Genomic DNA, 25,854 nt, shown 5'->3' with positions numbered 1-25,854 from the left:
AAGTCGTAAGCTGCAAGCGACAAGTAAAAGCCGATCGGCTTTTACTTGCACTTGTAGCTAGAAGCTTGCAGCTGCTTCTCTCACTGCGATTTTCGGACCCGTAGGTACCATTCCGAAAGAAGCCGTACCTGTTTGTCGGTGTAGCCGCGCTCGACCATTCGTGTGACGAAGTCGTTGTGTTTTTGCTGGTCCTCCTTGCTGGCCTTGGCATTGAAGCTGATGACCGGCAGCAGATCCTCGGTGTTGGAGAACATTTTCTTCTCGATAACCACCCGCAGCTTCTCGTAGCTGAGCCAGGTAGGGTTCTTGCCGTTGTTGTTGGCGCGGGCGCGCAGCACGAAGTTGACGATCTCGTTGCGGAAATCCTTCGGATTGCTGATGCCAGCAGGTTTTTCGATTTTTTCCAGTTCCTCGTTGAGGGCTACGCGGTTGAGAATTTCGCCGGTTTCCGGATCGCGGTATTCCTGGTCCTGGATCCAGAAGTCCGCGTACAGCACGTAGCGGTCGAAGATGTTCTGGCCGTACTCGCTGTAGGACTCCAGGTAAGCGGTCTGGATTTCCTTGCCGATAAACTCGATGTAGCGCGGCGCGAGGTACTCCTTGAGGAAGCGCAGGTAGCGTTCGCGGGTTTCCGCCTGGAATTGTTCCTGCTCGATCTGTTGCTCCAGCACATACAGCAGGTGCACCGGGTTGGCGGCGATCTCATGAGGGTCGAAGTTGAAGACCTTGGACAGGATCTTGAACGCAAAGCGTGTCGACAGGCCGTTCATGCCTTCATCCACGCCTGCTGTGTCGCGATATTCCTGGATCGACTTGGCCTTGGGGTCGGTGTCCTTGAGATTTTCGCCATCGTATACGCGCATCTTCGAATAGATATTCGAGTTTTCCGGCTCCTTGAGGCGCGACAGCACGGTGAACTGGGCGAGCATCTTTAGGGTGTCGGGTGCGCAGTGGGCCTTGGCCAGGGAGCTGTTGAACAGCAACTTGTCGTAGATCTTGATTTCATCGCTGACCCGCAGGCAGTAAGGCACCTTGACGATGTAGATCCTGTCGATGAAGGCTTCGTTGTTCTTGTTGTTGCGGAAGGTGTGCCATTCCGATTCGTTGGAGTGGGCCAGCAGGATCCCGGTGAACGGAATCGCGCCCAGGCCTTCGGTACTGTTGTAGTTGCCTTCCTGGGTTGCAGTGAGCAGTGGGTGCAGCACCTTGATCGGTGCCTTGAACATCTCCACGAACTCCATCAGGCCCTGGTTGGCCCGGCACAATGCGCCGGAGTAGCTGTAGGCGTCGGCGTCGTTCTGCGGGAATTCTTCCAGTTTGCGGATATCGACCTTGCCCACCAGCGCCGAAATGTCCTGGTTGTTCTCATCGCCCGGTTCGGTCTTGGCCACGCCGATCTGGTTGAGGATCGACGGGTAGAGTTTCACTACGCGGAACTGGCTGATGTCGCCGCCAAATTCGGCCAGGCGCTTGGTGGCCCAGGGCGACATGATGGTGTTGAGGTAGCGTCGTGGAATACCGAAGTCTTCTTCGAGGATCGCGCCATCTTCCGTGGCGTTGAACAGGCCCAGCGGCGACTCGAAGACTGGTGAGCCCTTGATGGCGTAGAAGGGCACCTTCTCGATCAGTTGCTTGAGTTTTTCTGCCAGGGACGATTTACCGCCGCCCACCGGGCCGAGCAGGTAGAGGATCTGTTTCTTCTCTTCCAGGCCTTGGGCGGCGTGGCGGAAGTAGGAGACGATCTGGTCGATGCATTCTTCCATCCCATGGAAGTCTTCAAAGGCCGGATAGCGGCGGATCACCTTGTTGGAAAATATTCGCGACAGGCGCGAATTATTGGCGGTTTCCACCAGCTCCGGCTCGCCAATCGCCAATAGCAGGCGTTCGGCGGCCGACGCGTAGGTGCTACGGTCCTGTTTGCACAGCTCAAGATACTCTTGCAGCGTGAGTTCTTCCTGCTGTGTGGATGCGAAGCGTTGTTGGAAGTGGCTAAAAATACTCATGACGTCGTCACCTCGCTCGATACGTGGAGCCGACGCCGGATCTATCAGTCGATGCTGGCAGTCATTGACGAACGCCAATGGCTGTTTTCCCCCCAGAACACCCTGAAACGCTACCGATGACCCGCACGCCGGTGTACCGGCTCTCCCCTGATTCGGATGGCCTGCGCTTAAGGATAGTTCGGAATCTGAGAGGGCAAGGCGCGATGCGCAATTAGTTTGGCTGCGCCGTTCGTCAGAAACGGCGCGAGCCCAAGCGTCACGCGGGGTAGCGGGGTGTGAAAAAAATTATTGCGAATCGCCGGAGGCAATTTCCGCAGGATACGTCGTACGCCACAGCTCAAAGCCGCCGTCCAGGCTGTAGACGTCGGAGAAGCCCTGGCTGACCAGATAGGCGGCTGCGCTCTGGCTGGAATTGCCGTGGTAGCAGGCCACGATCAGCGGTGCATCAAGGTCGGCGGCACGGATGAAATCAGCGATGTTGACGTTGTCCAGATGCTGGGCGCCAGCGATATGGGCGGCGGCGTAAGTAGGCTGGTCGCGGATATCGACCACCACTGCACCTTGCTCGCGCAGGGCCTGGGCTTGTTCGGGAGGGATACGTTTGAATTCGCTCATGGCGGGCTCCTATGGCTTGGCTGCAGCCGGCAGGGTAACGGGAAGAGTGGGTTGGCATTGGCAGCTGTGGCGCTCGCCAGTGTCGATGTTCATCAGTGTCATGGCGCCGCCCCACACGCAGCCGGTGTCGAGGGCAAACACGCCAGGTTCGTCGCACTTGCCTTCGAGGGCTGCCCAGTGACCAAAGATGATCCTGGTGTCGCGGGTCTTGCGTTCCTTGTGGGCAAACCACGGTTTGTAGCCGGGCAGCGCAGTGTCGGCGCCTTCCTTACTCTTGAGGTCCAGCTTGCCCTCGGCGGTGCAGAAGCGCATGCGCGTGAAATAGTTGGTAATCACCCGCAGGCGGGCGACGCCAGTGAGGTCGTTGTCCCATTTCACGGGATCGTTGCCATACATGCCGTCGAGGTAGGCGGTGTACAGGCTGTCATCGGCCAGGGCGTTTTCGACTTCGGCGGCGCACTTGAGGGCTTTTTTCAGCGTCCACTGCGGCGGGATACCGGCATGGACCAAGGCAATATCGCGGCTTTCGTCGTAATGCATGATCTTTTGCCGACGCAGCCAGTCAAGCAGTTGTGCGCGATCTGGCGCTTCGAGGATTTCCCGCAGGGTGTCGCCCTTTTTCAGGCGCTCGATGTTATTGCCGGCCGCCAGCAGGTGCAGGTCATGGTTGCCCAGTACGCACACCAGGGAATCACGCACGCTATACAGGTAACGCAGCGTCTCCAGGGACTCGGGGCCGCGATTGACCAGGTCGCCTACCAGCCACAGGCGATCATTCGCCGGGTCGAAGGCTACCCGTTCAAGCAGGCACTTGAGGGGCTCCAGACAGCCTTGCAGGTCGCCGACCGCGTACGTTGCCATCAGTGCAGGGACCCCGGTACGGCGAGGCGGAAAGGCTTGATGATGGCGTCGAACAGTTTGCCGTCAGTGGCTTTCATCTGATACGAGCCTTGCATGGTGCCGACCTTGGAGGTCATTACCGTACCGCTGCTGTAAGTGTGGCTGGCGCCAATGTCGATCAACGGTTGTTGGCCGACAACGCCTGCGCCGCGAACTTCCTCGACCTGACCGTCACCATCGGTGATCACCCAGTGGCGTGACAGCAGCTTGGCCGGCACCTGCCCGTTGTTTTTCACCGTGATGGTGTAGGCAAAGGCGAAGCGGTTGTGTTCAGGTTGCGATTGGTCCGCCAGGAAGCGGGTGACGACGCTGACGTCGATCTGGTAGCGAGGATCGGACATGCAAGAGGCCTTAAAAGCAAAAGCGGAGGACAGCAGATGCGGATCAGTCTAGGCCAAGAGGCGGGCACTAGGCCAGACATGTGTCTGGCCATGCCTGGGTGCTTCAGTCGGCGGCCGGCGCAGGCTGGATGGCAAGCTGGTCGGCCAGGCGCACGAACGCGGCCAGGTCCAGTTGTTCGGGGCGCAGGCTGCCGTCGACGCCGGCGGCTTCGATCTCGGCGTTGCTCAGCAGCGCCTTGAGCGTGTTGCGCAGGGTCTTGCGGCGTTGGTTGAACGCTTCACGCACCACACGCTCCAGCAGTTTGTGATCCTTGGCCGGGTGTGGCAACACGGCGTGAGGCACCAGGCGCACGATAGCCGAGTCGACCTTCGGCGGTGGGTTGAACGCACCCGGGCCGACATTGAACAGGTGTTCGACGCGGCAGTGGTACTGAACCATGATTGACAGGCGGCCCCAATCACCACCACCAGGGCCGGCGGCCAGGCGTTCGACCACTTCCTTTTGCAGCATGAAGTGCATGTCGCGGATGATCCCGGCGTTGTTCAGCAGGTGGAAAATCAGCGGTGTGGAGATGTTGTACGGCAGGTTACCCACCACGCGCAGGCTGTTGGGCGCGGCGTTGAGCGTATTGAAGTCGAACTTCAGTGCATCGCCCTGGTGCAGATTGAAGTTGGGCTTGTCGGCGAACTGCTGGTTGAGGATCGGAATCAGGTCCTTGTCCAGTTCAACCACGTCCAGTTGGCCACCACTGGCGAGCAAGCCTTGGGTCAGCGCGCCCTGGCCCGGGCCGATTTCCAGCAGACGGTCTTCTGGCTTGGCATGGATGGAGCGCAGGATACGGTCGATCACGCCAGCGTCGTGCAGGAAGTTTTGCCCGAAGCGCTTACGCGCCCGGTGTTGGTAATGCTCGGTCATATACGGGTCTCGGCCATCTGATAGGCGGTTTCCAGGGCCACGTGCAGGCTGCCGGTATCGATCTTGCCGCTGCCCGCCAGGTCCAGGGCGGTGCCATGGTCGACGGAGGTGCGGATGATCGGCAGGCCCAGTGTCACGTTGACTGCGGCGCCGAAGCCTTTGTATTTAAGCACCGGCAGCCCCTGGTCATGGTACATCGCCAGCACTGCGTCGCAGTGCTCCAGATATTTTGGGGTAAACAGAGTGTCTGCTGGCAGTGGGCCGCGCAGGTCCATGCCTTCTTGGCGCAGGCGCTCCAGGGTTGGTTCAATGATGTCTATTTCTTCATGGCCCAAGTGTCCGCCTTCGCCGGCATGGGGGTTGAGCCCGCAGACCAGGATGCGCGGTTGGGCGATGCCGAATTTTTTTTGCAGGTCGGCATGCAGGATGCGTGTAACGCGTTCCACACGCTCGGCGGTGATGGCGTCGGCAATGTCGCGCAATGGCAGGTGCGTCGTCACCAGGGCGACCCGCAGGCCACGTGTGGCCAGCATCATTACGACTTGAGCGGTATTAGTCAGCTCAGCCAGGAATTCGGTGTGGCCCGAAAACGCGATGCCCGATTCGTTAATCACGCCCTTGTGGACCGGCGCGGTGATCATGCCGGCGAAGTCGCCGTCGATGCAGCCTTGTCCGGCGCGGGTCAGGGTTTCCAGGACGAACGCCGCGTTGGCCTTGTCGAGTTGCCCGGCAACGACCTTGGCTTGCAGCGGGGTGTTCCACACATACAAGCTGCCAGCAGGCGCCGGCACGTCGGGCCAGTTGCCCGGTACCACGTCGAGCAGATTGACGACCACACCCAGCTGCGCGGCCCGCTCAAGGAGCAGGTCGCGGCTGGTAATGGCAATCAGGGGGTGCGGCTGGGGTTGCGAGGCGAGCAGCAGGCACAGGTCTGGACCAATGCCGGCCGGCTCGCCGGGTGTTACCGCGAAACGCTGTGGTTTCACTGTGTTGCCTGGTCGGTGCCTGTTTGCTCGGCGCCTGGCAGCTTGTTTTCCACGTAGGCTTCGTCACGGATCTGACGTAGCCAGGTTTGCAGCTCTTCGTCGTATTTGCGGTTACGCAGTACGTTCAGCGCTTGCTGCTCGCGGGCTTGGCTGGTGTTGTCGGTGGCGCGACGGCCAAGGACTTCCAGCACATGCCAGCCATATTGGGTCTTGAACGGCTTGGACAGTACGCCTTGCGGAGTATCGGCCATCACCTGCTGGAACTCGGGCACCAGGGCTTTCGGGTCGATCCAGTTCAGGTCGCCGCCGTTGAGGGCAGAGCCAGGGTCTTCCGAGAAGCTTTTGGCCAGGGTGGCAAAGTCTTCGCCGCTTTCGATGCGGTCATAGATCTTCTGGGCCAGTTCCTTGGTTTGTGCCTCGGTGCGAATTTCGCTGGGTTTGACCAGGATATGACGAACATGTACTTCGTCTTTCAACGAGGTCTCGCCACCGCGACGCTCCAGCAACTTCAGGATGATGAAGCCACCTGGGGTGCGGGCCGGCTGGGTGATGCCACCCACTTCCATGGCACTCAGTTCACGGTCGAACGGAGGTGGCAGTTGAGCAGCTTTACGCCAGCCCATATCGCCACCTTCAAGGGCGTTGTCGCTGCCGGACTGGGCAATGGCCATCTGAGCAAAGTCGGCGCCGGCTTTCAGGCGATCATAGATAGCCTGGGTTTTCGCCGCTGCCGCATTCAGTTGCTCGGAGTTGGCACTGTCCGGGGTCGGGATCAGGATATTGGCCAGGTGCAGTTCTTCGGACAGCTGCATCTTGCCCAGGTCCGAAGCCAGGAAGTTCTTCACTTCCTGCTCGGACACCTGGACCCGCTCGGCAACGCGACGTTGACGTACACGGCTGATGATCATTTCGCGGCGGATCTGGTCACGGGCGTCTTCATACGAAAGACCGTCGTGGGCCAGGGCTGCGCGGAATTGATCAATGCTCATGTTGTTGCGTTGAGCGATGGTGCCGACCGCCTGGTTCAGTTCTTCGTCCGAAATACGGATGCCGGAACGATCGCCGATCTGCAGTTGCAGGTTTTCGACGATCAGGCGTTCCAGCACCTGTTGGTCCAGCACGCTGGTAGGTGGCACGCCACCGCCACGCTTGGCGATGGTTTGCTGCACTTCCTTGACGCGCTGGTCCAGTTGGCTCTGCATGATCACGTCGTTATCGACGATGGCCACTACTTTATCCAGTTGCTGAACCGCAGCGTGAGCCGATACGGTGCCCAGGAACAGCGCGCCCAGCACTAGCGGGCGCAGACAATCAGAAAGCTTGGTCTTCACGTTCACGATAACCTTCAATGCCTTTGTCGAGGAAGCTCTCTACCTTGGCGCCGGTCAGGCCGCCGAGTCCTTTGAGGACGATCTGCAGGAAGAGCCCGTGGTCACCCTTTTCGTTAAGCGGGGCGATCTGGCTGTATTCGTCGTTGGAAACCCAGTAACGGTTGATGACGCGCAGTTTCCAGCAGCAGTTGTCGTACTCGAAACCACCGAAGGCTTCCAGGGTACGGTTGCGTGCGTAGTCATACTGCCAGCGGGTGATCAGGTTCCACTGGGGAATGATCGGCCACATCATCGAGAAATCGTGTTGTTGGATTTTGTAGTAATCCTTCACATAGTTATCCGCGCCTGGCGTGCCGTAGTCGCCACCGAACTGCCATCTGCCGGTCAGCTGGTTGTAGACGACCTGGTCGTTACGATAGCGATAACCGACGTTGATGATCTTGTTCGGGTTGTCTTCCGGCTGGTAGTGAAGCATCGCGCTACCGGAACGAGGGCTGTGCTCCTCGGTGTCCCAGTTGTAGTCGGCCGTGGCGCGCCAGTCGCGGTTGAAGCGGAACTCGTAGTCCAGGGCGACGGGCGATACATCGGACTGTGCATCGGCACGGTCAGCGGCGAGGATGCCCGGCAGTTGTACTTCACGATCCTTGAAGTACAGCGCCTGGCCCACGGATACGCGTTGACGTTCGAAGCCGTTGTCTTCGATCCAGCGGCTGGTCAAGCCCAGGGACAGCTTGTTTTCGTCGCCGATACGGTCGGAGCCGCTGAAGCGGTTGTCGCGGAACAGGGACGCGTAGCTGAACGAGTATTCGCTGGTGTCGAAGACTGGGATGTCGGCCTGGTCCTTGTTCGGCACGTACAGGTAGAACGCACGCGGCTCAAGGGTCTGGCGATAATCCTTGCCGAACCAGTTGGTATTGCGATCGAAGTACAGGCCGCTGTCGACGCTGGCCACCGGAACCGCACGGTCCTGGGAGCTTTTGAAGGTGCCGCCCGCGTACTGGGTACCGTTCTGCGCCGCAGCAGCTTGTGCGGCGATGATGTCATTTTTGCCAGTGCTGTCCAGGTCAAGGTCGTACTTGGTGTACACGTACTTGAGCTTCGGCGTAATGAAACCGTAGGTCCAGTTCATCGGATAATCGACGGCCGGCGCGACATTCAGGCGAGTACCGTTTGCACGGGTCAGGCCGGTCACGTAGGTGTCCAGGCGACGCTCGGAACCACCGTTTTCATTGATGAAGTTGCCGTTTTCCAGACTGCGCTCAAACCGAACTGCTTCGGTCTCGTAGCTGAAGTTCAGTCCGCCCGGATGGTATGGCAGTTGGCCGTTGAAGGTGATCTGTGGCAGACGGTCATAAGGTGTGACCTGGGAGATAGTCGCCAACTGATAAGCCTGGACATTCAATCGCGCCTGGAACGAGTCGCCACGATAAGTCACAGCACCCTGCTGGTTGACATAGTCCCGACTCTCAACACCTTCCTGGTACGACTTGAGATCCTGGAAGTAGTAAGGGTCACTGATCTTGGTGTAGTCGACCTGGGTCATTACACGCGAATCCAGCCCGCCCTTGTGCTGCCAATTGAGCATGTAGCGGGTTTTTTCGTAATCGGTCTGCAGCTTGCGTTCGTCGTTGTCGTCGTTCAGGTACGCGCCGCCGAACTGGCCTTCGCTGGACTTGGTGAGGTAGCGGAATTCGCCTTCCATCATCATGCCGCGCTTGGTCATGTATTGCGGGTACAACGTGGCATCGTAGTTTGGCGCCAGGTTGAAGTAGTACGGCGTGACCAGGGTGAAGCCGGTCTCGCTGGCGGTGCTGAAGCTTGGCGGCAGGAAGCCGGACTGACGACGGTCGTCGATCGGGAAGTAGATGTAAGGGGTGTACAGGATCGGAATGTTCTTGATCCGCAACGTCGCGTTGGTGGCCGTACCGAAGCCGGTGGCCGGGTTCAACGTGATGTTGTTGCCCCTGAGCTGCCAGGCGTTGCTGTCCGGCTCGCAGGTGGTGTACGTACCGTCCTTGAGACGGATGATCGCGTTTTCGGCGCGCTTGGCGTACAGCGCGTTACCGCGGATACGCGACTTGTGCAGTACGTATTCGGCGTTGTCGATCTGCGCCGCGCCGGTGTCCAGTTGAACCTGGGCGTGGTCGCCGACGATCAATGCACCGTTGTCGCGCAGTCGCACGTTACCGTTCAGCTCGCCACGGTTCTCGGCCTGGTACAGGCTGGCTTCTTCCGACTCCAGCTGCATGCTGCCCTGGCGCATGACAACGTCACCGGCCAGGGTTGCGACCTGTTGTTCCTGCTCGTAACGAGAGGCCTTGGCACCGATGAAGGTCGGCGCATCGCTCTTGTTCGTCTTGTCGTTCATGCCAGGACGAGTTGGCTCGATGTACGCACCGCCGCAGTAAGGACCGGTTTCCGCCAGCTGGGCTGCGGTCAACTTTTCGCGAGGCACCCAGTCCAAGTGGCTGTAGTCGGCGCTGCGCGAACGCAGGCCACGGCCCTTGGACTCGGTGACCAGTGCGGTCTTCGGCTCGGCTTCGGCACTGCCGCCAGCGTCGGCCTGCGCCGTGCTGTTGGCCGAGCTGACGGCTGCGCCGTCATGCACCGGGCGCGGTGGCAATGGGGCGGCGGCCGTTTTCGGCGCGCAATCCCAGGCACCCGAAGCAGAGACTGAGCAGTCATACTGTTCCGCGGCGACCACGAATGAGGTGGCGAAGGGTTGCATGGCCAGCAGACTGCCGGTTACCAGCAACGGAAATTTTCTACGAAACGCGGGGGATTTCAATGCCATCTTATTAGTCCGGGCTTCCTGCGTGCCATCTGCCCGCGGTGTGGGCCGCACGCCTCTCGATGGTCTGAAAAAGATGCGTGATAATAAAGCATGACCCGCTTGACGGCTAGCGCCGTCGGAGACCCTTGTAATGCCCGAGCAAGATCTACGTTTACAACAGCTGGAAGTCTGGCTGGATGAGCAGTTGCCGATCCTTTTCAACGCTCAAGGCTGGGGTGCCGTACCCCCGGCCACATTGACCGCGGCCAGCAGCGACGCGAGTTTCAGGCGCTATTTTCGTTGGGACGGCGGCGGTCGGACTTTCGTGGTAATGGACGCTCCACCCCCCCAGGAAAACTGCAAACCTTTCGTCGATATCGCGCATTTGTTGTCGACGTCGGGAATAAATGTTCCGAAAATTTATGCGCAAGACTTGCCGCGAGGCTTTCTTTTGCTCAATGACCTGGGCAGAAAAACCTATCTGGACGTGATTAACGACGAAAATGCCGATCAGTTGTTTGCCGATGCCATCGACGCCTTGCTGGCTTATCAGCAGTTGCCGATGGACTCACCACTGCCCAGCTATGACGTCGCCTTGTTGCGCCGCGAACTCGAATTGTTTCCCGAGTGGTACGTGCGCCGGCACCTGGGTATCGAGTTGGATACTCAGCAACAGGCCCTGTGGCAGCGTGTCAGTGATCATTTGATCGACAGCGCCCTGGCACAACCGAAGGTGCTGGTGCACCGCGACTATATGCCACGCAACCTGATGATCAGCGAGCCGAACCCCGGTGTGCTGGATTTCCAGGACGCGGTCTACGGCCCCGTCACCTACGACATTACCTGCCTGTTCAAGGACGCCTTTCTCAGCTGGCCCCAGGCCCGCGTGCGGGAATGGCAGCGCGGCTACTGGGAGCGTGCGCGCCAGGCCGGCATTCCGGTACAGCCGGATTTCGAGGACTTCCTGCGCGCCAGCGACCTGATGGGTGTGCAGCGCCACCTTAAAGTCATCGGTATCTTTGCGCGCATCTGCCATCGTGACGGTAAGCCACGCTACCTGGCTGATGTGCCACGTTTCTTTGCTTATATAGAGGCGGTGCTCGCGGATCGTCAGGAGTTGAGCGAATTGGGCGAATTACTGACCAGCCTGCGCCAACCCGCTGAGGCCAGCGTATGAAGGCCATGATCCTGGCCGCCGGCAAAGGCGAGCGGATGCGTCCGCTCACGTTGCATACACCCAAGCCGTTGGTGCAGGCCGGCGGCAAGCGGCTGATCGAGTACCACCTGGAGGCGCTGGCCAAGGCCGGTTTCTCCGATGTCGTGATCAACCACGCCTGGCTCGGCCAGCAGATCGAGAGCTACCTGGGGGATGGCGCGCAGTTCGGCTTGCGCATCCGCTACTCCCCCGAGGGCGAACCGTTGGAAACCGGCGGCGGGATTTTCCAGGCGTTACCGTTGCTGGGGGATGAGCCATTCGTGGTGGTCAACGGCGATATCTGGACCGACTACGACTTTACCCAGCTCAAGCAACCGCTTAAGGGCCTGGCTCATCTGGTGATGGTCGACAACCCGGTACATCACCCCTCGGGCGGTGATTTCTACCTCGACCAGGGTCTGCTTCATGATGCGGCGCCCGGTGCCGATAACCTGACCTTCAGTGGCATTTCAGTGCTCGACCCCCAGTTGTTCGCGGGTTGCGGTGCCGGTGCCTTCAAGCTGGCGCCGCTGCTGCGTGCGGCGATGGCGAAAGGTTTGGTAACGGGGGAACACATGGCGGGACGCTGGATTGATGTCGGCACGCTGGAGCGCCTGGCGCAAGTCGAAACCCTGCTGACAGCGGGGCAGTAGCATGTTGTGGCCAGGGACGCTGATCGGCGCCGGGGCTGGCTTTGCCATTGCCAGTATTCCGGGGGCCTTGTTGGGTGCGCTGTTGGGGCAGGCGTTGGATCGCCGCATGCAACTGCACAGTTGGGCACAGTTGCGCGAGCGCTTGGGCGGGCGTCCGGCGTTACGCAATGACGAGTTATTGTTTGTGTTGCTTGGGCGCCTGGCTAAAAGCAACGGGCGTGTGTTGGACGGGCATATCCAGCAGGCGCGGCAAGAAATGCGCTCGCTGGACATGACCGAATCGGCCCAGCGCCGCGCGATTGCGGCGTTCAACCGCGGCAAATCCGGTTCTGACCGGGTGCGCCGCTACCTGCGTGTGCTCAAGGCCCAACCCCATGCGGCGGAAGGGGTGTTGCGGGCGTGCTGGCGGATGGTCTGGGCGGACGGCAAGGCGGACGCTGCCGAGCGCGATTTGATCGACCTGTGGGGGAAGTGGTTGGGCTGGACACCGCAACAGCTCCAGGCGTTGGCGGCCGACTACACACCTGAGCGCAAGCCGTTGGTCAATCGTGGCACGACCTATCAGGAGGCGTTGCGCTTGCTTGGCGTCACCGCTACCACCGAGCCGACGGCCATCAAGCGTGCCTATCGCCGCTTGCTGAGCCGTCACCACCCGGACAAGGTGGCCGGCAGTGGTGCCAGCCCTGCGCAAGTGCGTGAGGCGACCGAGCGCACCCGTGAATTGCACAACGCCTATTCGTTGATCCGCGAGCGCCGGGATTTTCGTTGACGATCTTGAAGTGACAACCCCGTCCCACAGTGGATCTGCCGCGATTCTGGATAGGCGATCAGTCTGAAGTCGCCTGCGGGCTCAACCAGCCGCGAATCCTGCGATACAACTGTTCCTGCTCGGCGGCGCTGTTGCCGGGCAGGGTCTTCAATGACACCTGCTTATAACCCTCATTCTTCAAACGCTTCGCGGCCTGGGCGCGGGCCAGGGCGTTTTTGCGTGCTTGAGCGTTGTCTTGATAGAAGACATCGGCGGTCGGCAATTTCAGGCCGGGGGCCAGTTGCTGCACGTCCGGATGACGCCCGGTGGGCGTCTGAGCCGCGACCATCACGAGCTTCTGCACCTGGGAGGGTTGTTTTTCACTCAGGTAGCGCGCAGCCCACCAAGCGCCGGTTCCATGGCCCACCAGCACCACGCTGCGTGCGCTCTGGGTCTGGGCAAAGGCCACGGCGGCATCAATGCGCGCAAAGATGCGCGAGGCGTCGGTCTTGTCCTGTTCGTCGGCACCCGGGACCACCGCCGGGTCGGTGCCTTCCGCCTCGGCGCTGGCGGCTTGCTCGATCGGCTTGTCGGCGGTGCTCGCATCTTTACTGCTGGTATCGACGGTGGCGTTGGGCGCTTCCATCACGCGGGGCGGCAGAGTGTCCACGCTCACGTCCGGCAGCGACAGGCTGAGGCTGCTCCAATTGGCGTCCGGCAATTTGCGCCGTAAAGGGCCGATTGCTTGAGGCCAGTCAGCACTTTCTCCGCTGCCCGGTACGATAATCACCACGCCTTCGGGTTCGGCAGTGTTGGCCGGTTTCCACAGGGCGAGGAACGAGTCACTCCCGGCCTGCAACTGTTGCTGTTCCTGCTGCGGAAGAATGCGTTCCAGGGCGTTGGCCTCTTCCTGGCTACGCTCGGGCAGGGGCTGGCGTTCGACGGGTTTTTCGGCCGAGGGCTCAGGCGTGTCTGCGGCCTGTACAGAAAAGGCACTGGTAAACAGCAGTGACAGGCACAATGCTGGCAGTGCCGGACGGTTTCGATAGGGCATCGTTGATTTCCGGCCAGAAGTGATTCCAGCAGCCTAATGGGTTGGTCAGTATTTGTCAGTGATGTGAGACGTGGATCATGGGTTTTCGCTGTCTGCTGGTTATCGGCTGTTTGTGCGTTGCCTTGATGGCAAACGCTTCCCCCGCGCCCGCCGCACCGCAGGCGCAGCTTAATGCGCAGCAGCGCGAATGGCTGGCCCAGCACTCGGAACTGCGAGTAGGCGTGGTGTTGCAGGCGCCTTACGCGCAATACGACCGACGTCTGCAGCGCTTGTCCGGGGCGAATGTGGAGTTGATGCAGTGGTTGGCCAAGGCGCTGAACATCGAGCTGACCTGGCGCAACTTCCCTGATCAGGAGCAACTGGAAGCGGCCGTACGCGACGACGAGGTAGACATTGCCCCTGGCTTGCAGCAAACCCCGGCCGGGTTGCGCCTGTGGCTGTTCACCGACCCCTATATGCGTGTGCCGCAACATATTGTCGGCATCCGCGAGGGCGGTGGTGCCGTGGAACTGGAAAAACTCGACGATCAATCCCGCGTCGCCGTGCGCATGCCCAGCGCTGTGGCCGATTACCTGCGCAGTACCTACCCCGGCCTCAACCTACAAGGCGTGCCCGTGGAGCGCCAGGCCTTGCAATTGTTGGTCAGCCAGCAGGCGCGTTACGCCGTGGTGGATGAAGCGCAATTGAGCCGCTTGTCCGCAGAGCCTGAGTTCAGTGGGCTGGCGGTGGTGGGGGATATCGGCCTGCCGCAATTGTTGCGGGTGGCTACTCGCCGGGATTGGCCTGAACTGGCCGGCATCATGGAAAGTGCCCTGAGCGCTATCCCGGCCCGCGACCTGGATCAACTGCACAGTCGCTGGCTGCAACCTAAATACCCACGGTTGTCCGAATCCAAAGGCCTGTGGCAAAACCTCAGCCTGCTGCTCGGCCTGTTGCTGCTCGCCAGCCTGGCCGTGGTGTTCTGGCAGCGCCGCCAGCAACGCGGGCTGGAGCATGACCTGCTGGCCGCCCGCGAAGAAAGCGCGGCCCGCGCCGCCGGTGCCGAAGCGTTGCGCCTGACGCAGTTTTCCATCGACCAAAGCACCGTCGGCATCCTGTGGGTCAACTGGGACAGCCATGTGCGCTACGCCAATCGTGCGGCCGAAAGCATGCTCGGTTACGCCCCCGGTGCACTGATCGAACGGCCGCTGGTCGCCCTCGACCCGACCCTGGATATGGACCGCTGGCTCAACCTGTGGAAGCGTGCACGGGCCAGCGAAGAGGGGCCGCAGAACTTCGCCACCGATTGTTTGCGCGCCGATGGCAGCATCCTGCCGGCCAATGTGTCCTTGAGCTTTCTGCGCTTTGCCGAGGCTGAGTACCTGGTGGTCTACCTGAACGATGTCACCGAACTGCGCCGCACCCTGGCCGCCTTGATGCAAAGTGAAGCGCAACTGCGCGAGTTGTCCGCCCACCTGGAAACCGTGCGCGAAGAAGAAAAGGCCCGCATCGCCCGGGAAGTGCACGACGAACTCGGGCAAATGCTCACGGTGCTCAAGCTGGAAACCTCCATGTGCGAGCTGTCCTATGCGCAACTGGATCCTGGCCTGCACGAGCGCTTGAACAGCATGAAGCGCCTGATCGCCCAGTTGTTCCAGTTGGTGCGGGACGTGGCGACGGCGCTGCGCCCGCCGATCCTCGACGCCGGTATTGCCTCGGCGATTGAATGGCAGGCACGGCGTTTCGAAGCGCGCACGCAAATCCCCTGCCTGGTGCAGGTACCGGATAACCTGCCGACCTTGAGCGATGCCAAGGCCATCGGCCTGTTCCGTATCCTGCAAGAGGCGCTGACCAATGTGATGCGCCATGCCCAGGCGCATACTGTCGAGCTGACCCTGGCGGTGGAAGGCACCGACCTGCGGCTGACCATCAGTGACGATGGCGTCGGGTTCGTCCAGGCCTTGGGGCGCCCGGTGTCGTTTGGTCTGGTGGGAATGCGCGAGCGGGTGCTGATCATGGGCGGGCAGTTGAGCCTGGACAGTCAATTGGGCGAGGGCACCACCCTGAGTGTCACGGTGCCGTTGGATGCATAACGATAAGAGGAAGCCCTTGTGATCCGTGTACTGGTAGCCGAAGACCACACCATTGTTCGTGAAGGCATCAAGCAATTGATCGGCCTGGCCAAAGACCTGCTGGTGGTGGGCGAGGCAAGTAATGGCGAACAGTTGTTGGAGACCTTGCGCCATGTGCCTTGCGAGGTGGTGTTGCTGGACATCTCGATGCCAGGCGTCAATGGCCTGGAAGCGATTGCGCGCATTCGTGCGCTGAGCAATCCGCCGGCAATCCTGGTGCTGTCGATGCACGATGAGGCGCAAATGGCCGCCCGCGCCCTGAAGGTGGGTGCGGCGGGTTACGCCACCAAGGACAGCGACCCGGCGCTGCTGTTGATGGCGATTCGCAAGGTCGCGGCCGGTGGGCGTTACATCGACCCGGACCTGGCGGACCGCATGGTCTTCGAGGTCGGCCTGACTGACTCGAGGCCCTTGCATTCGCTGCTGTCCGAGCGTGAGTTCTCAGTGTTCGAGCGCCTGGCCCAGGGCGCCAACGTCAATGACATCGCCCAGCAACTGGCGTTGAGCAGCAAGACCATCAGCACCCATAAGGCGCGGTTGATGCAGAAGCTCAATATCACCTCCCTGGCCGAGCTGGTGAAGTACGCCATGGAGCACAAGCTCCTCTAACCACATACCCAATAACGACAACCCCAAAACACCGCCGAACCCATTCTTGCCGCTTGCAGCTCGCCTCTTGCCGCTGCCCTGTCCCATCCCCGCCATTCGTGTAGGGCGATCCCTACCCCAAACCTTCCATCCGGCTGATGCAATTCTCTCCTGGCCCCCGATTTCCGGGGTCTCGCGCCTGGACTACGCTTGTGCCACAGCAGTCCAAAACACAAAGGTGCGGGTATGAGCGAGGTGGATTCAAATGATGTGCTGGTCAGCTTTCGTGGCGTGCAGAAGAGCTACGACGGCGAGAACCTGATCGTCAAAGACCTCAACCTGGAAATTCGCAAGGGCGAGTTCCTCACCTTGCTCGGGCCTTCCGGTTCGGGCAAGACCACCAGCCTGATGATGCTGGCCGGTTTCGAAACGCCGACTGCCGGGGAAATCCAGCTGGCCGGGCGCTCGATCAACAACGTGCCGCCGCACAAGCGCGACATCGGCATGGTGTTCCAGAACTACGCGCTGTTCCCGCACATGACCGTCGCCGAGAACCTTGCGTTCCCGCTGTCGGTGCGGGGCTTGAGCAAGACCGATATCAGCGAGCGGGTCAAGCGCGTGCTGAGCATGGTCCAGCTCGATGCCTTCGCCCAGCGCTATCCGGCGCAATTGTCCGGCGGCCAGCAACAGCGCGTGGCCTTGGCCCGGGCGTTGGTGTTCGAACCGCAACTGGTACTGATGGACGAACCCCTCGGCGCCCTCGACAAGCAATTGCGCGAACACATGCAGATGGAGATCAAGCACCTGCACCAACGCCTCGGCGTGACCGTGGTGTACGTGACCCACGACCAGGGTGAAGCCTTGACCATGTCCGACCGCGTGGCGGTGTTCCATCAGGGGGAGATCCAGCAGATCGCCGCACCGCGCACCTTGTACGAAGAGCCGAAAAACACCTTCGTCGCCAACTTCATCGGTGAAAACAACCGCCTCAATGGCCGCCTGCACAGCCACACCGGCGAGCGCTGCGTGGTCGAGCTGGCGCGCGGCGAGAAGGTCGAGGCGCTGGCGGTGAACGTCGGCCAGATCGGCGGCCCGGTGACCCTGTCGGTACGCCCTGAGCGTGTCAGCCTCAATGGCTCCAGCGAAAGCTGCGTTAACCGATTCTCCGGGCGGGTGGCGGAATTTATCTACCTGGGCGACCACGTGCGTGTGCGCCTGGAAGTCTGCGGCAAGGCCGATTTTTTTGTGAAACAACCGATCGCCGAGCTGGATCCGGCACTGGCGGTCGGCGACGTGGTACCGATTGGCTGGCAAGTCGAGCACGTTCGCGCACTCGACCCACTTCTAGAGGCGAATTGATCGCCCCATGGCTTCACCAACCCTGCACGTGGAGAGAACAACAATGTTGAGATCCCTGAAATATTCCGTCCTGGCCCTGAGCTTGATGGGCGCGACACAGGCCATGGCCGGCCAGGACCTGACCGTCGTGTCCTTTGGCGGCGCGAACAAGGCTGCACAGGTCAAGGCCTTCTATGCGCCGTGGGAAAGCGCGGGCAACGGCAAGATTGTCGCCGGTGAGTACAACGGTGAGATGGCCAAGGTGAAAGCCATGGTCGACACCAAGAGCGTGTCCTGGGACCTGGTGGAAGTGGAATCGCCGGAATTATCCCGTGGCTGTGACGAAGACATGTTCGAGCCGCTGGACCCGAAACTGTTCGGTAACAGCGCCGACTACGTGAAGGGCGCGATCCAACCGTGCGGCGTGGGCTTCTTCGTATGGTCGACCGTTCTGGCCTATAACGCGGACAAACTGGCTTCCGCGCCAACCAGCTGGGCAGATTTCTGGGACACCAAGAAATTCCCGGGCAAGCGCGGCCTGCGCAAGGGCGCCAAGTACACCCTGGAATTCGCCTTGATGGCCGACGGCGTGGCGCCGAAGGACGTCTACAAAGTGCTGGCTGGCAAAGATGGTCAGGACCGTGCGTTCAAGAAGCTCGACGAACTCAAGCCGTCGATCCAATGGTGGGAAGCCGGCGCACAACCGCCGCAATACCTCGCCTCGGGTGACGTAGTGATGAGCTCGGCTTACAACGGCCGCATCGCCGCCGTGCAAAAAGAAAGCAACCTGAAAGTGGTGTGGAACGGCGGCATCTACGACTTCGATGCCTGGGCCATCCCTAAAGGCCTGGCCAAGGACCGCGCCGAAGCGGCGAAGAAATTCATCGCCTTCTCGGTACAGCCGCAGCAGCAGAAGACCTACTCGGAAAACATCGCCTACGGCCCGGCCAACATCCAGGCCGTACCGTTGCTGGCCAAGGACATCCTCAAGGATATGCCGACTACGCCAGAGAACATCGCCAACCAGGTGCAGATCGATGTGAGCTTCTGGGCGGATAACGGCGAGCAGCTGGAGCAGCGCTTCAACTCCTGGGCTGCCAAGTAACACCGCATAACCCTGTGGGAGGGGGCTTGCTCCCGATGGCGGTGTTTCAGTTGATAAATGATTTGACTGACACTCCGCTATCGGGGGCAAGCCCCCTCCCACAGGGGGTCTGTATTTAATTCAATATCCGGAGTTAGCCATGGCCGTTCCCTCAACCCTCAAGCAGCGCCTGGCGCGTGCCGAGCGGCTCAACCGCTGGAAGGCCCAAGCCTTGATTGCGCCGCTGGTGCTGTTTTTGCTGCTGGTGTTCCTGGTGCCGATTGTTGCGCTGCTGTTTAAAAGCGTGGGCAACCCGGAAGTGGTGGGCGGTTTGCCGCGCACCGTGGTGGCGGTGATGGCCTGGGATGGTCGTGGTCTGCCGGGTGAACCGGTGTATCAGGCTCTGAGTGAGGACCTGGGCGAGGCGCGTAAAAACCAGACCCTGGGCGATCTGTCCAAACGCTTGAACATGGAACTGGCCGGCTATCGCAGCCTGCTGACCAAAACCGCGCGGGCGCTGCCGTTTACCGAAGCGCCTGCCTCTTATAAAGCAGCGCTGGAAAACCTCGACGAACGCTGGGGCGACCCGGCGTACTGGCAGGCGATCCGGCGCAACACCAGCAGCCTGACGCCGTTCTACTTGCTGGCGGCCGTGGATCACCGCATCGACGACCTTGGCGAAGTGGCCCCGGCCACCCCGGACCAGGCCATCTACCTGGACATCTTCGCCCGCACCTTCTGGATGGGCCTGGTGATCACCGCCATCTGCCTGTTGCTGGCTTACCCGCTGGCGTACTTGCTGGCCAACCTGCCGGCGCGCAAAAGTAACCTGTTGATGATTCTGGTATTGCTGCCGTTCTGGACCTCGATCCTGGTACGGGTGGCGGCGTGGATCGTGCTGTTGCAGTCCGGCGGGCTGATCAACAGTGCGCTGATGAGCATGGGCCTGATCGACAAACCCCTGGAGCTGGTGTTCAACCGCACCGGGGTTTACATCTCAATGGTGCATATCCTGCTGCCATTCATGATTTTGCCGATCTACAGCGTGATGAAAGGTATCTCGCCCACCTACATGCGTGCGGCGATTTCCCTGGGCTGTCACCCGTTTGCCAGCTTCTGGCGCGTGTACTTCCCCCAGACGTATGCCGGTGTCGGCGCCGGATGCCTGTTGGTGTTCATCCTGGCGATTGGTTACTACATCACCCCGGCATTGCTGGGCAGCCCGAACGACCAGATGGTCAGCTACTTCGTGGCCTTCTACACCAACACCAGCATCAACTGGGGCATGGCGACGGCGTTGGGCGGCTTGCTGCTGCTGGCGACCGTGGTGCTGTACCTGATCTACAACCGGCTGGTGGGCGCCAGTCGCCTGCGCCTGAGCTGAGGAGACCTTGCAATGCTGAGCCCTTATATGTCACCGGTGGAACGGGTGTGGTTCTACAGCTTGCGGATCCTCTGCGGCTTGATCCTGTTGTTCCTGATATTGCCTGTGCTGGTCATCATCCCGCTGTCGTTCAACAGTGGCAGTTTCCTGGTGTATCCGCTGCAAGGTTTCTCGCTGCACTGGTACCAGGACTTCTTCGCCTCGGCGGAATGGATGCGTGCGCTGAAGAACAGCATCATCGTCGCCCCGGCAGCCACGGTGCTGGCCATGGTGTTCGGCACCCTGGCGGCGATCGGACTGACCCGTGGGGATTTCCCCGGCAAGGCGCTGGTGATGGCCCTGGTGATTTCGCCGATGGTGGTGCCGGTGGTGATTATCGGTGTGGCCAGCTACCTGTTCTTTGCGCCGCTGGGCCTGGGCAACAGTTTCTTCTCCTTGATCGTGGTGCATGCCGTGCTTGGGGTGCCATTTGTGATCATCACCGTGTCGGCGACCTTGCAGGGTTTCAACCATAACCTGGTACGGGCGGCGGCCAGCCTGGGCGCCTCGCCATTGACGGCGTTTCGCCGAGTGACCCTGCCGCTGATCGCACCGGGGGTGATCTCCGGTGCGCTGTTTGCCTTCGCCACATCGTTCGATGAGGTGGTGGTGACGCTGTTCCTCGCCGGCCCCGAGCAAGCGACCCTGCCGCGCCAGATGTTCAGCGGCATCCGCGAAAACCTCAGCCCGACGATTGCGGCGGCGGCGACTTTGCTGATTGCCTTCTCGGTGTTGCTGTTGCTCACCCTGGAATGGCTGCGCGGGCGTAGCGAGAAACTGCGCACTGCCCAGGTCTAAAGCCCAACACAGCCCCCTCCCACAGGGGGCTTTGACCATTCAGCGCCTGAATGAAAGACAACCCGATCCAGTCAGCTACTCTTGTGCCAGCCCATCACCGATAAGAGGCCGCGCACATGAGTACTTCCTCATTCAAGATCGCCCACAAACTGCTGACCGGCGCTGGCGCCATTGAGCAACTCGCTGCCGAGCTGACGCGCCTGGATGTGGATAACCCGTTGATTGTCACCGACGCGGCGCTGGTCAAGTCCGGCACCGTGGCGCTGGCGCTCGAACACCTGGGGGAACGCCCCTACGAGATTTTCGACCGCGTGCTGCCCGACCCGGAAATCTCCATCGTCGAAGACTGCATGCAGGCATACCGCGACGGTGGGCACGACGGCCTGATCGGCCTGGGCGGCGGCAGTGCCATCGATATCGCCAAAAGCGTTGCCGCCTACGCCGGTTACCACGGCGCATTGGCCGACTTGTTCGGCGTCGACCAGGTACCGCGCAAGGGCCCACCGCTGATCGCCATCCCGACTACGGCCGGCACCGGCTCGGAAGTGACCAATGTGGCGATCCTCTCTGACAAGGTCGCGCAGTTGAAGAAAGGCATCGTCAGCGACTACCTGCTGCCGGACGTTGCGCTGATCAGCCCGCAAATGACCCTGACTTGCCCGCGCAGTGTCACAGCCGCCAGTGGCGTGGATGCGCTGGTGCATGCCATTGAGTCCTACCTTTCCCTGAATGCCTCGCCGATCACGGATGCCCTGGCCATCGGTGCGATCAAGCTGATCGCCAAAGCACTGCCCAAGGCCTATGCCAACCCGGCCAACCTGCAGGCCCGCGACGATATGGCTACCGCCAGCCTGATGGCCGGCATGGCCTTCGGCAATGCGGGGGTGGGCGCAGTGCATGCATTGGCCTACCCGCTCGGCGGGCGGTTCAATATCGCCCATGGCGTCAGCAATGCGCTGTTGCTGCCCTACGTGATGCACTGGAACAAACTGGCCTGTGTCGAACGCATGCAGGACATTGCCCAGGCCATGGGCGTGAATGTCATCGGGCTGAGTGCCAACGATGCCGCCGATCAGGCCGTCGAGGCGATGACGCGACTGTGCGCCGCCGTGGAGATTCCTTCCGGCCTGCGCAGTTTCGGGGTTCCCGAGGACGCCATCCCGGCCATGGCCACGGAGGCGGCGGGCATCGAGCGCTTGATGCGCAACAACCCGCGCAAGCTCAGCGCGGCCGATATCGAGAAAATCTATCGGGCGGCGTACTAGCTGTTGAGTTAGGTCACGGTGCGCAGGGCAAAGCATGAGGTATACAATGCGCGCCATCGTGATTTAGCTCAAAAAAGGTGCGTCATGCAGCCCTTCGTTATTGCTCCATCGATTCTCTCCGCCGATTTCGCCCGCCTGGGTGAGGAAGTGGACAAGGTGTTGGCCGCCGGTGCCGACTTCGTGCACTTCGATGTCATGGACAACCACTACGTGCCCAACCTGACCATTGGCCCGATGGTCTGCGCGGCGCTGCGCAAGTACGGCATCACCGCGCCGATCGATGCGCACCTGATGGTCAGCCCGGTGGACCGCATCATCGGTGACTTCGTTGACGCCGGCGCGACCTACATCACCTTCCACCCGGAAGCCTCGCTGCACGTCGACCGCACCTTGCAACTGATCCGCGAGGGCGGTTGCAAGGCCGGCCTGGTGTTCAACCCGGCCACCCCGTTGGACGTGCTCAAGTACGTGATGGACAAGGTCGACATGGTGCTGCTGATGAGCGTCAACCCAGGCTTCGGCGGGCAGAAGTTCATCCCCGGTACCCTTGACAAGCTGCGCGAAGCCCGTGCGCTGATCGATGCGTCGGGCCGCGACATCCGCCTGGAAATCGACGGGGGGGTCAACGTCAACAATATCCGTGAAATCGCTGCCGCCGGCGCCGACACCTTCGTGGCGGGCTCGGCGATCTTCAACGCCCCGGACTATCAGGAAGTCATCGCCAAGATGCGCGCCGAACTGGCGCTGGCGCGTCCATGAGCGGCTTTGAGCAGCTGTTCCCCGGCAAACTGCCACGGCTGGTGATGTTCGATCTGGACGGTACCTTGATCGACTCGGTGCCAGACCTGGCGGCGGCGGTGGACCAGATGCTGCTCAAGCTGGGGCGCAAGCCGGCGGGGCTTGCGTCAGTACGCGAATGGGTCGGCAATGGTGCGCCGATGCTGGTGCGCCGGGCCCTGGCCAATCATATCGATGCCGAAGGTGTCGATGAGGTTGAGGCCGAGCACGCCCTGGAGCTGTTCAACGCAGCCTATGAGCGCAGCCACGAACTGACCGTGGTCTACCCCGGCGTACGCGACACCCTCAAATGGCTGAGCAAGCAGGGCGTGGAAATGGCCCTGATCACCAACAAGCCGGAGCGCTTCGTCGCGCCGCTGTTGGACCAGATGAAAATCGGCCGTTATTTTCGCTGGATCATCGGTGGCGATACCCTGCCACAGAAGAAGCCCGACCCGGCGGCGCTGTTTTTCGTGATGAAAATGGCCAATATTCCGGCGTCCCAGTCGCTGTTTGTCGGCGATTCGCGCAGTGACGTGCTGGCGGCGAAAGCGGCTGGCGTGCAGTGCGTGGCCCTGAGTTACGGCTACAACCATGGCCGTCCGATCGCCGAAGAGTCGCCATCGCTGGTGATTGATGACCTGCGACTGCTAATCCCCGGTTGCTTGGGAGCTGGCGCTGAGATAACGTTGCCCGACATCGATCCGTCCCCTTCTGGAAATTCCATCGTGGTGGTCACTCGCAAACTCTGGATGAAAGTCATCAAGGCCCTGGCCCGCTGGCGTTGGCGCGCCTGACTGATCCTGGCCGCACCATGCGGCACGTTTGCATACCTGACTGTTAGACCCTCACGCCACGAGGCACCTCATGATCCGCGAAGAATTCCTGCGTTTGGCCGCTGCCGGCTATAACCGTATCCCCCTGGCCTGCGAAACCCTGGCCGACTTCGACACGCCGTTGTCGATCTACCTGAAACTGGCCGACGAGCCCAACTCCTATCTGTTGGAGTCGGTGCAGGGCGGCGAGAAGTGGGGCCGTTACTCGATCATCGGCCTGCCATGCCGCACGGTCATGCGTGTGCATGACCATCATGTGAGCATCACCCATGATGGCGTCGAGGTCGAAAGCCATGACGTCGAAGACCCGCTGGCCTTCGTCGAAGCCTTCAAGGCGCGCTATAACGTGCCGACCATCCCTGGCCTGCCGCGCTTCAACGGCGGCCTAGTGGGGTACTTCGGCTACGACTGCGTGCGCTATGTGGAAAAACGCCTGGGCAAATGCCCGAACCCGGACCCGCTGGGCGTGCCGGACATTCTGCTGATGGTCTCCGATGCGGTGGTGGTGTTCGACAACCTCGCCGGCAAGATGCACGCGATCGTGCTCGCCGACCCGTCCCAGGCCGACGCCTTCGAGCAAGGCCAAGCCAGCCTCGAAGCGCTGTTGGAAAAACTGCGCCAGCCGATCACCCCGCGTCGCGGCCTGGACCTCAGCCGTCCACCGGCGGCCGACCCGGTGTTCCGCTCCAGCTTTACCCAGGATGACTACGAGCGCGCGGTCGATACCATCAAGGAATACATCCTCGCCGGTGACTGCATGCAGGTGGTGCCGTCGCAACGCATGTCCATCGACTTCAAGGCTGCGCCCATTGACCTGTACCGGGCGCTGCGTTGCTTCAACCCGACGCCGTATATGTACTTCTTCAACTTTGGTGACTTCCACGTAGTGGGCAGCTCGCCGGAAGTGCTGGTGCGTGTCGAGGACAACCTGATCACCGTGCGCCCGATTGCCGGTACACGCCCGCGTGGCGCGACCGAAGAAGCGGATTTGGCGCTCGAAGAAGACCTGCTCAGCGACGACAAGGAAATTGCCGAACACCTGATGCTGATCGACCTGGGCCGCAATGACACTGGGCGTGTCTCGGAAATCGGTTCGGTGAAGTTGACCGAGAAGATGGTCATTGAGCGCTATTCCAACGTGATGCACATCGTGTCCAACGTCACCGGCGAGCTGAAGTCCGGGCTGACCGCGATGGACGCATTGCGGGCGATTCTGCCGGCGGGCACCTTGTCGGGCGCGCCGAAGATCCGTGCGATGGAAATCATCGACGAACTGGAACCGGTCAAGCGGGGTGTCTATGGTGGCGCCGTGGGGTATTTCGCCTGGAACGGCAACATGGACACCGCCATTGCGATTCGTACGGCGGTGATCAAGGACGGGGAGCTGCACGTGCAGGCCGGTGGCGGGATTGTCGCCGACTCGGTGCCGGCCCTCGAATGGGAAGAAACCCTGAACAAGCGCCGCGCGATGTTCCGCGCCGTGGCGCTGGCTGAACAGACCCCCAATTCTTGAGGTTTCCCCCATGTTGCTGATGATTGATAACTACGACTCCTTTACCTACAACGTTGTGCAGTACCTGGGGGAGCTGGGTGCCGAGGTCAAGGTGGTTCGCAATGACGAACTGACCGTGGCCGAAATCGCCGCCCTGAACCCGGAGCGTATCGTCGTTTCGCCGGGCCCCTGTACGCCGACCGAGGCGGGTATCTCCCTCGAAGCCATCAAGTACTTCGCCGGCAAGCTGCCGATCCTGGGCGTATGCCTGGGCCACCAGTCCATCGGCCAGGCCTTTGGTGGTGATGTAGTGCGTGCGCGCCAGGTGATGCACGGCAAGACCAGCCCGGTGTTCCATAAAGACCTGGGCGTATTCCAGGCACTCAACAACCCGGTGACCGTGACCCGCTACCACTCGCTGGTGGTCAAGCGCGAAACCTTGCCGGAATGCCTGGAACTGACCGCCTGGACCCAACTGGAAGACGGCTCCGTCGACGAGATCATGGGCCTGCGTCACAAGACACTGAACATCGAAGGGGTGCAATTTCACCCTGAATCGATCCTGACCGAGCAGGGCTACGAGCTGTTCGCCAACTTTCTCAAGCAGAGCGGCGGCACGCGCTAAGG

23 protein-coding genes are annotated in these 25,854 nt (G+C 61.1%); 14 read left to right on the top strand and 9 right to left on the bottom strand.

Annotation, left to right across the window (positions count from 1 at the left end):
- Nucleotides 1-80: 80 nt before the first annotated feature.
- The 8 genes from AB1462_RS16100 to AB1462_RS16065 all read right to left on the bottom strand — a co-directional run bounded on the left by AB1462_RS16100 (nucleotide 81) and on the right by AB1462_RS16065 (nucleotide 9,886).
- Nucleotides 81-2,003: a PrkA family serine protein kinase gene (locus AB1462_RS16100; protein WP_003194732.1), complete on the bottom strand. Its 1,923-nt coding sequence runs from the start codon at nucleotides 2,001-2,003 to the stop codon at nucleotides 81-83.
- Nucleotides 2,004-2,288: 285 nt separating this feature from the next.
- Entirely contained in the window at nucleotides 2,289-2,618 is a 330-nt protein-coding gene (glpE, locus tag AB1462_RS16095; protein ID WP_065925391.1) for a thiosulfate sulfurtransferase GlpE, read from the bottom strand.
- Between the two features lie 9 nt (nucleotides 2,619-2,627).
- Complete coding sequence (locus AB1462_RS16090) at nucleotides 2,628-3,479, bottom strand: symmetrical bis(5'-nucleosyl)-tetraphosphatase (RefSeq protein WP_259193983.1); 852 nt, start codon at nucleotides 3,477-3,479, stop codon at nucleotides 2,628-2,630.
- On the bottom strand, nucleotides 3,479-3,859 hold the full coding sequence (apaG, locus tag AB1462_RS16085; protein ID WP_090401808.1) for a Co2+/Mg2+ efflux protein ApaG: 381 nt from the start codon (nucleotides 3,857-3,859) through the stop codon (nucleotides 3,479-3,481). Before apaG ends, AB1462_RS16090 begins: the two co-directional genes overlap by 1 nt.
- 103 nt (nucleotides 3,860-3,962) lie before the next feature.
- Nucleotides 3,963-4,775 carry a 16S rRNA (adenine(1518)-N(6)/adenine(1519)-N(6))-dimethyltransferase RsmA gene (rsmA, locus tag AB1462_RS16080; protein WP_090401809.1) on the bottom strand — a complete coding sequence of 271 codons (813 nt, stop codon included), beginning with the start codon at nucleotides 4,773-4,775 and terminating at the stop codon, nucleotides 3,963-3,965.
- On the bottom strand, nucleotides 4,772-5,761 hold the full coding sequence (gene pdxA / locus AB1462_RS16075; protein ID WP_090401810.1) for a 4-hydroxythreonine-4-phosphate dehydrogenase PdxA: 990 nt from the start codon (nucleotides 5,759-5,761) through the stop codon (nucleotides 4,772-4,774). Before pdxA ends, rsmA begins: the two co-directional genes overlap by 4 nt.
- Nucleotides 5,758-7,098: a peptidylprolyl isomerase gene (locus AB1462_RS16070; RefSeq protein ID WP_090401811.1), complete on the bottom strand. Its 1,341-nt coding sequence runs from the start codon at nucleotides 7,096-7,098 to the stop codon at nucleotides 5,758-5,760. Before AB1462_RS16070 ends, pdxA begins: the two co-directional genes overlap by 4 nt.
- Nucleotides 7,073-9,886 (bottom strand): LPS-assembly protein LptD, encoded by a 2,814-nt coding sequence (locus AB1462_RS16065; RefSeq protein WP_367247285.1) that lies wholly within the window; start codon nucleotides 9,884-9,886, stop codon nucleotides 7,073-7,075. The genes AB1462_RS16070 and AB1462_RS16065 overlap by 26 nt, the downstream gene beginning before the upstream one ends.
- Nucleotides 9,887-10,016: 130 nt before the next feature.
- On the opposite strand from AB1462_RS16065, the gene AB1462_RS16060 reads away from it, so the two are divergent.
- From AB1462_RS16060 to AB1462_RS16050, 3 genes are read left to right on the top strand one after another with little or no spacing between them, the layout of a single operon-like run.
- Nucleotides 10,017-11,042: an aminoglycoside phosphotransferase family protein gene (locus AB1462_RS16060; protein WP_367247284.1), complete on the top strand. Its 1,026-nt coding sequence runs from the start codon at nucleotides 10,017-10,019 to the stop codon at nucleotides 11,040-11,042.
- On the top strand, nucleotides 11,039-11,713 hold the full coding sequence (gene murU / locus AB1462_RS16055) for an N-acetylmuramate alpha-1-phosphate uridylyltransferase MurU (RefSeq protein ID WP_367247282.1): 675 nt from the start codon (nucleotides 11,039-11,041) through the stop codon (nucleotides 11,711-11,713). The genes AB1462_RS16060 and murU overlap by 4 nt, the downstream gene beginning before the upstream one ends.
- 1 nt (nucleotide 11,714) lies before the next feature.
- A complete protein-coding gene (locus AB1462_RS16050) occupies nucleotides 11,715-12,482 on the top strand; it encodes a TerB family tellurite resistance protein (protein ID WP_259193998.1) in 768 nt (255 codons plus the stop codon).
- Nucleotides 12,483-12,540: 58 nt separating this feature from the next.
- Here AB1462_RS16050 and AB1462_RS16045 read toward each other — a convergent pair whose 3' ends face one another.
- Nucleotides 12,541-13,515 (bottom strand): alpha/beta hydrolase family protein, encoded by a 975-nt coding sequence (locus tag AB1462_RS16045; protein WP_367247280.1) that lies wholly within the window; start codon nucleotides 13,513-13,515, stop codon nucleotides 12,541-12,543.
- Nucleotides 13,516-13,592: 77 nt separating this feature from the next.
- Here AB1462_RS16045 and AB1462_RS16040 point away from each other — a divergent pair, with 77 nt between their 5' ends.
- From AB1462_RS16040 to AB1462_RS15990, 11 genes are all read left to right on the top strand, one after another.
- Nucleotides 13,593-15,587 carry a transporter substrate-binding domain-containing protein gene (locus tag AB1462_RS16040; RefSeq protein ID WP_259194000.1) on the top strand — a complete coding sequence of 665 codons (1,995 nt, stop codon included), beginning with the start codon at nucleotides 13,593-13,595 and terminating at the stop codon, nucleotides 15,585-15,587.
- A gap of 18 nt (nucleotides 15,588-15,605) precedes the next feature.
- Nucleotides 15,606-16,235, top strand: a complete 630-nt coding sequence (locus AB1462_RS16035) for a response regulator transcription factor (protein ID WP_027605903.1) — start codon at nucleotides 15,606-15,608, stop codon at nucleotides 16,233-16,235.
- A 225-nt stretch (nucleotides 16,236-16,460) separates the two neighbouring features.
- Nucleotides 16,461-17,573, top strand: a complete 1,113-nt coding sequence (locus AB1462_RS16030; RefSeq protein WP_065871779.1) for an ABC transporter ATP-binding protein — start codon at nucleotides 16,461-16,463, stop codon at nucleotides 17,571-17,573.
- Nucleotides 17,574-17,616: 43 nt separating this feature from the next.
- Entirely contained in the window at nucleotides 17,617-18,657 is a 1,041-nt protein-coding gene (locus AB1462_RS16025; RefSeq protein ID WP_090401819.1) for an ABC transporter substrate-binding protein, read from the top strand.
- 139 nt (nucleotides 18,658-18,796) lie between these two features.
- Nucleotides 18,797-20,020, top strand: coding sequence for an ABC transporter permease (locus tag AB1462_RS16020; protein ID WP_259194003.1), 1,224 nt, complete (start codon nucleotides 18,797-18,799; stop codon nucleotides 20,018-20,020).
- A 12-nt stretch (nucleotides 20,021-20,032) separates the two neighbouring features.
- A complete protein-coding gene (locus AB1462_RS16015) occupies nucleotides 20,033-20,857 on the top strand; it encodes an ABC transporter permease (protein WP_034115270.1) in 825 nt (274 codons plus the stop codon).
- Nucleotides 20,858-20,973: 116 nt separating this feature from the next.
- Nucleotides 20,974-22,122 (top strand): iron-containing alcohol dehydrogenase, encoded by a 1,149-nt coding sequence (locus AB1462_RS16010; protein ID WP_090401821.1) that lies wholly within the window; start codon nucleotides 20,974-20,976, stop codon nucleotides 22,120-22,122.
- Between the two features lie 84 nt (nucleotides 22,123-22,206).
- A complete protein-coding gene (rpe, locus tag AB1462_RS16005; protein WP_024077703.1) occupies nucleotides 22,207-22,881 on the top strand; it encodes a ribulose-phosphate 3-epimerase in 675 nt (224 codons plus the stop codon).
- Nucleotides 22,878-23,696, top strand: a complete 819-nt coding sequence (locus tag AB1462_RS16000; RefSeq protein ID WP_090401823.1) for a phosphoglycolate phosphatase — start codon at nucleotides 22,878-22,880, stop codon at nucleotides 23,694-23,696. The genes rpe and AB1462_RS16000 overlap by 4 nt, the downstream gene beginning before the upstream one ends.
- A 70-nt stretch (nucleotides 23,697-23,766) precedes the next feature.
- On the top strand, nucleotides 23,767-25,248 hold the full coding sequence (gene trpE, locus AB1462_RS15995) for an anthranilate synthase component I (protein ID WP_090401824.1): 1,482 nt from the start codon (nucleotides 23,767-23,769) through the stop codon (nucleotides 25,246-25,248).
- Between the two features lie 10 nt (nucleotides 25,249-25,258).
- Entirely contained in the window at nucleotides 25,259-25,852 is a 594-nt protein-coding gene (locus AB1462_RS15990) for an aminodeoxychorismate/anthranilate synthase component II (protein WP_024077700.1), read from the top strand.
- The last annotated feature ends 2 nt before the right edge of the window (nucleotides 25,853-25,854 follow it).

It is taken from the genome of Pseudomonas sp. SB113 (genome assembly GCF_040754745.1).
In the GTDB taxonomy this organism is placed as follows: Bacteria; Pseudomonadota; Gammaproteobacteria; order Pseudomonadales; family Pseudomonadaceae; genus Aquipseudomonas; species Aquipseudomonas grimontii.
The sequence above is the reverse complement of the archived record's forward strand: the minus strand, read 5'-3'. Positions and strand labels throughout refer to the sequence as shown.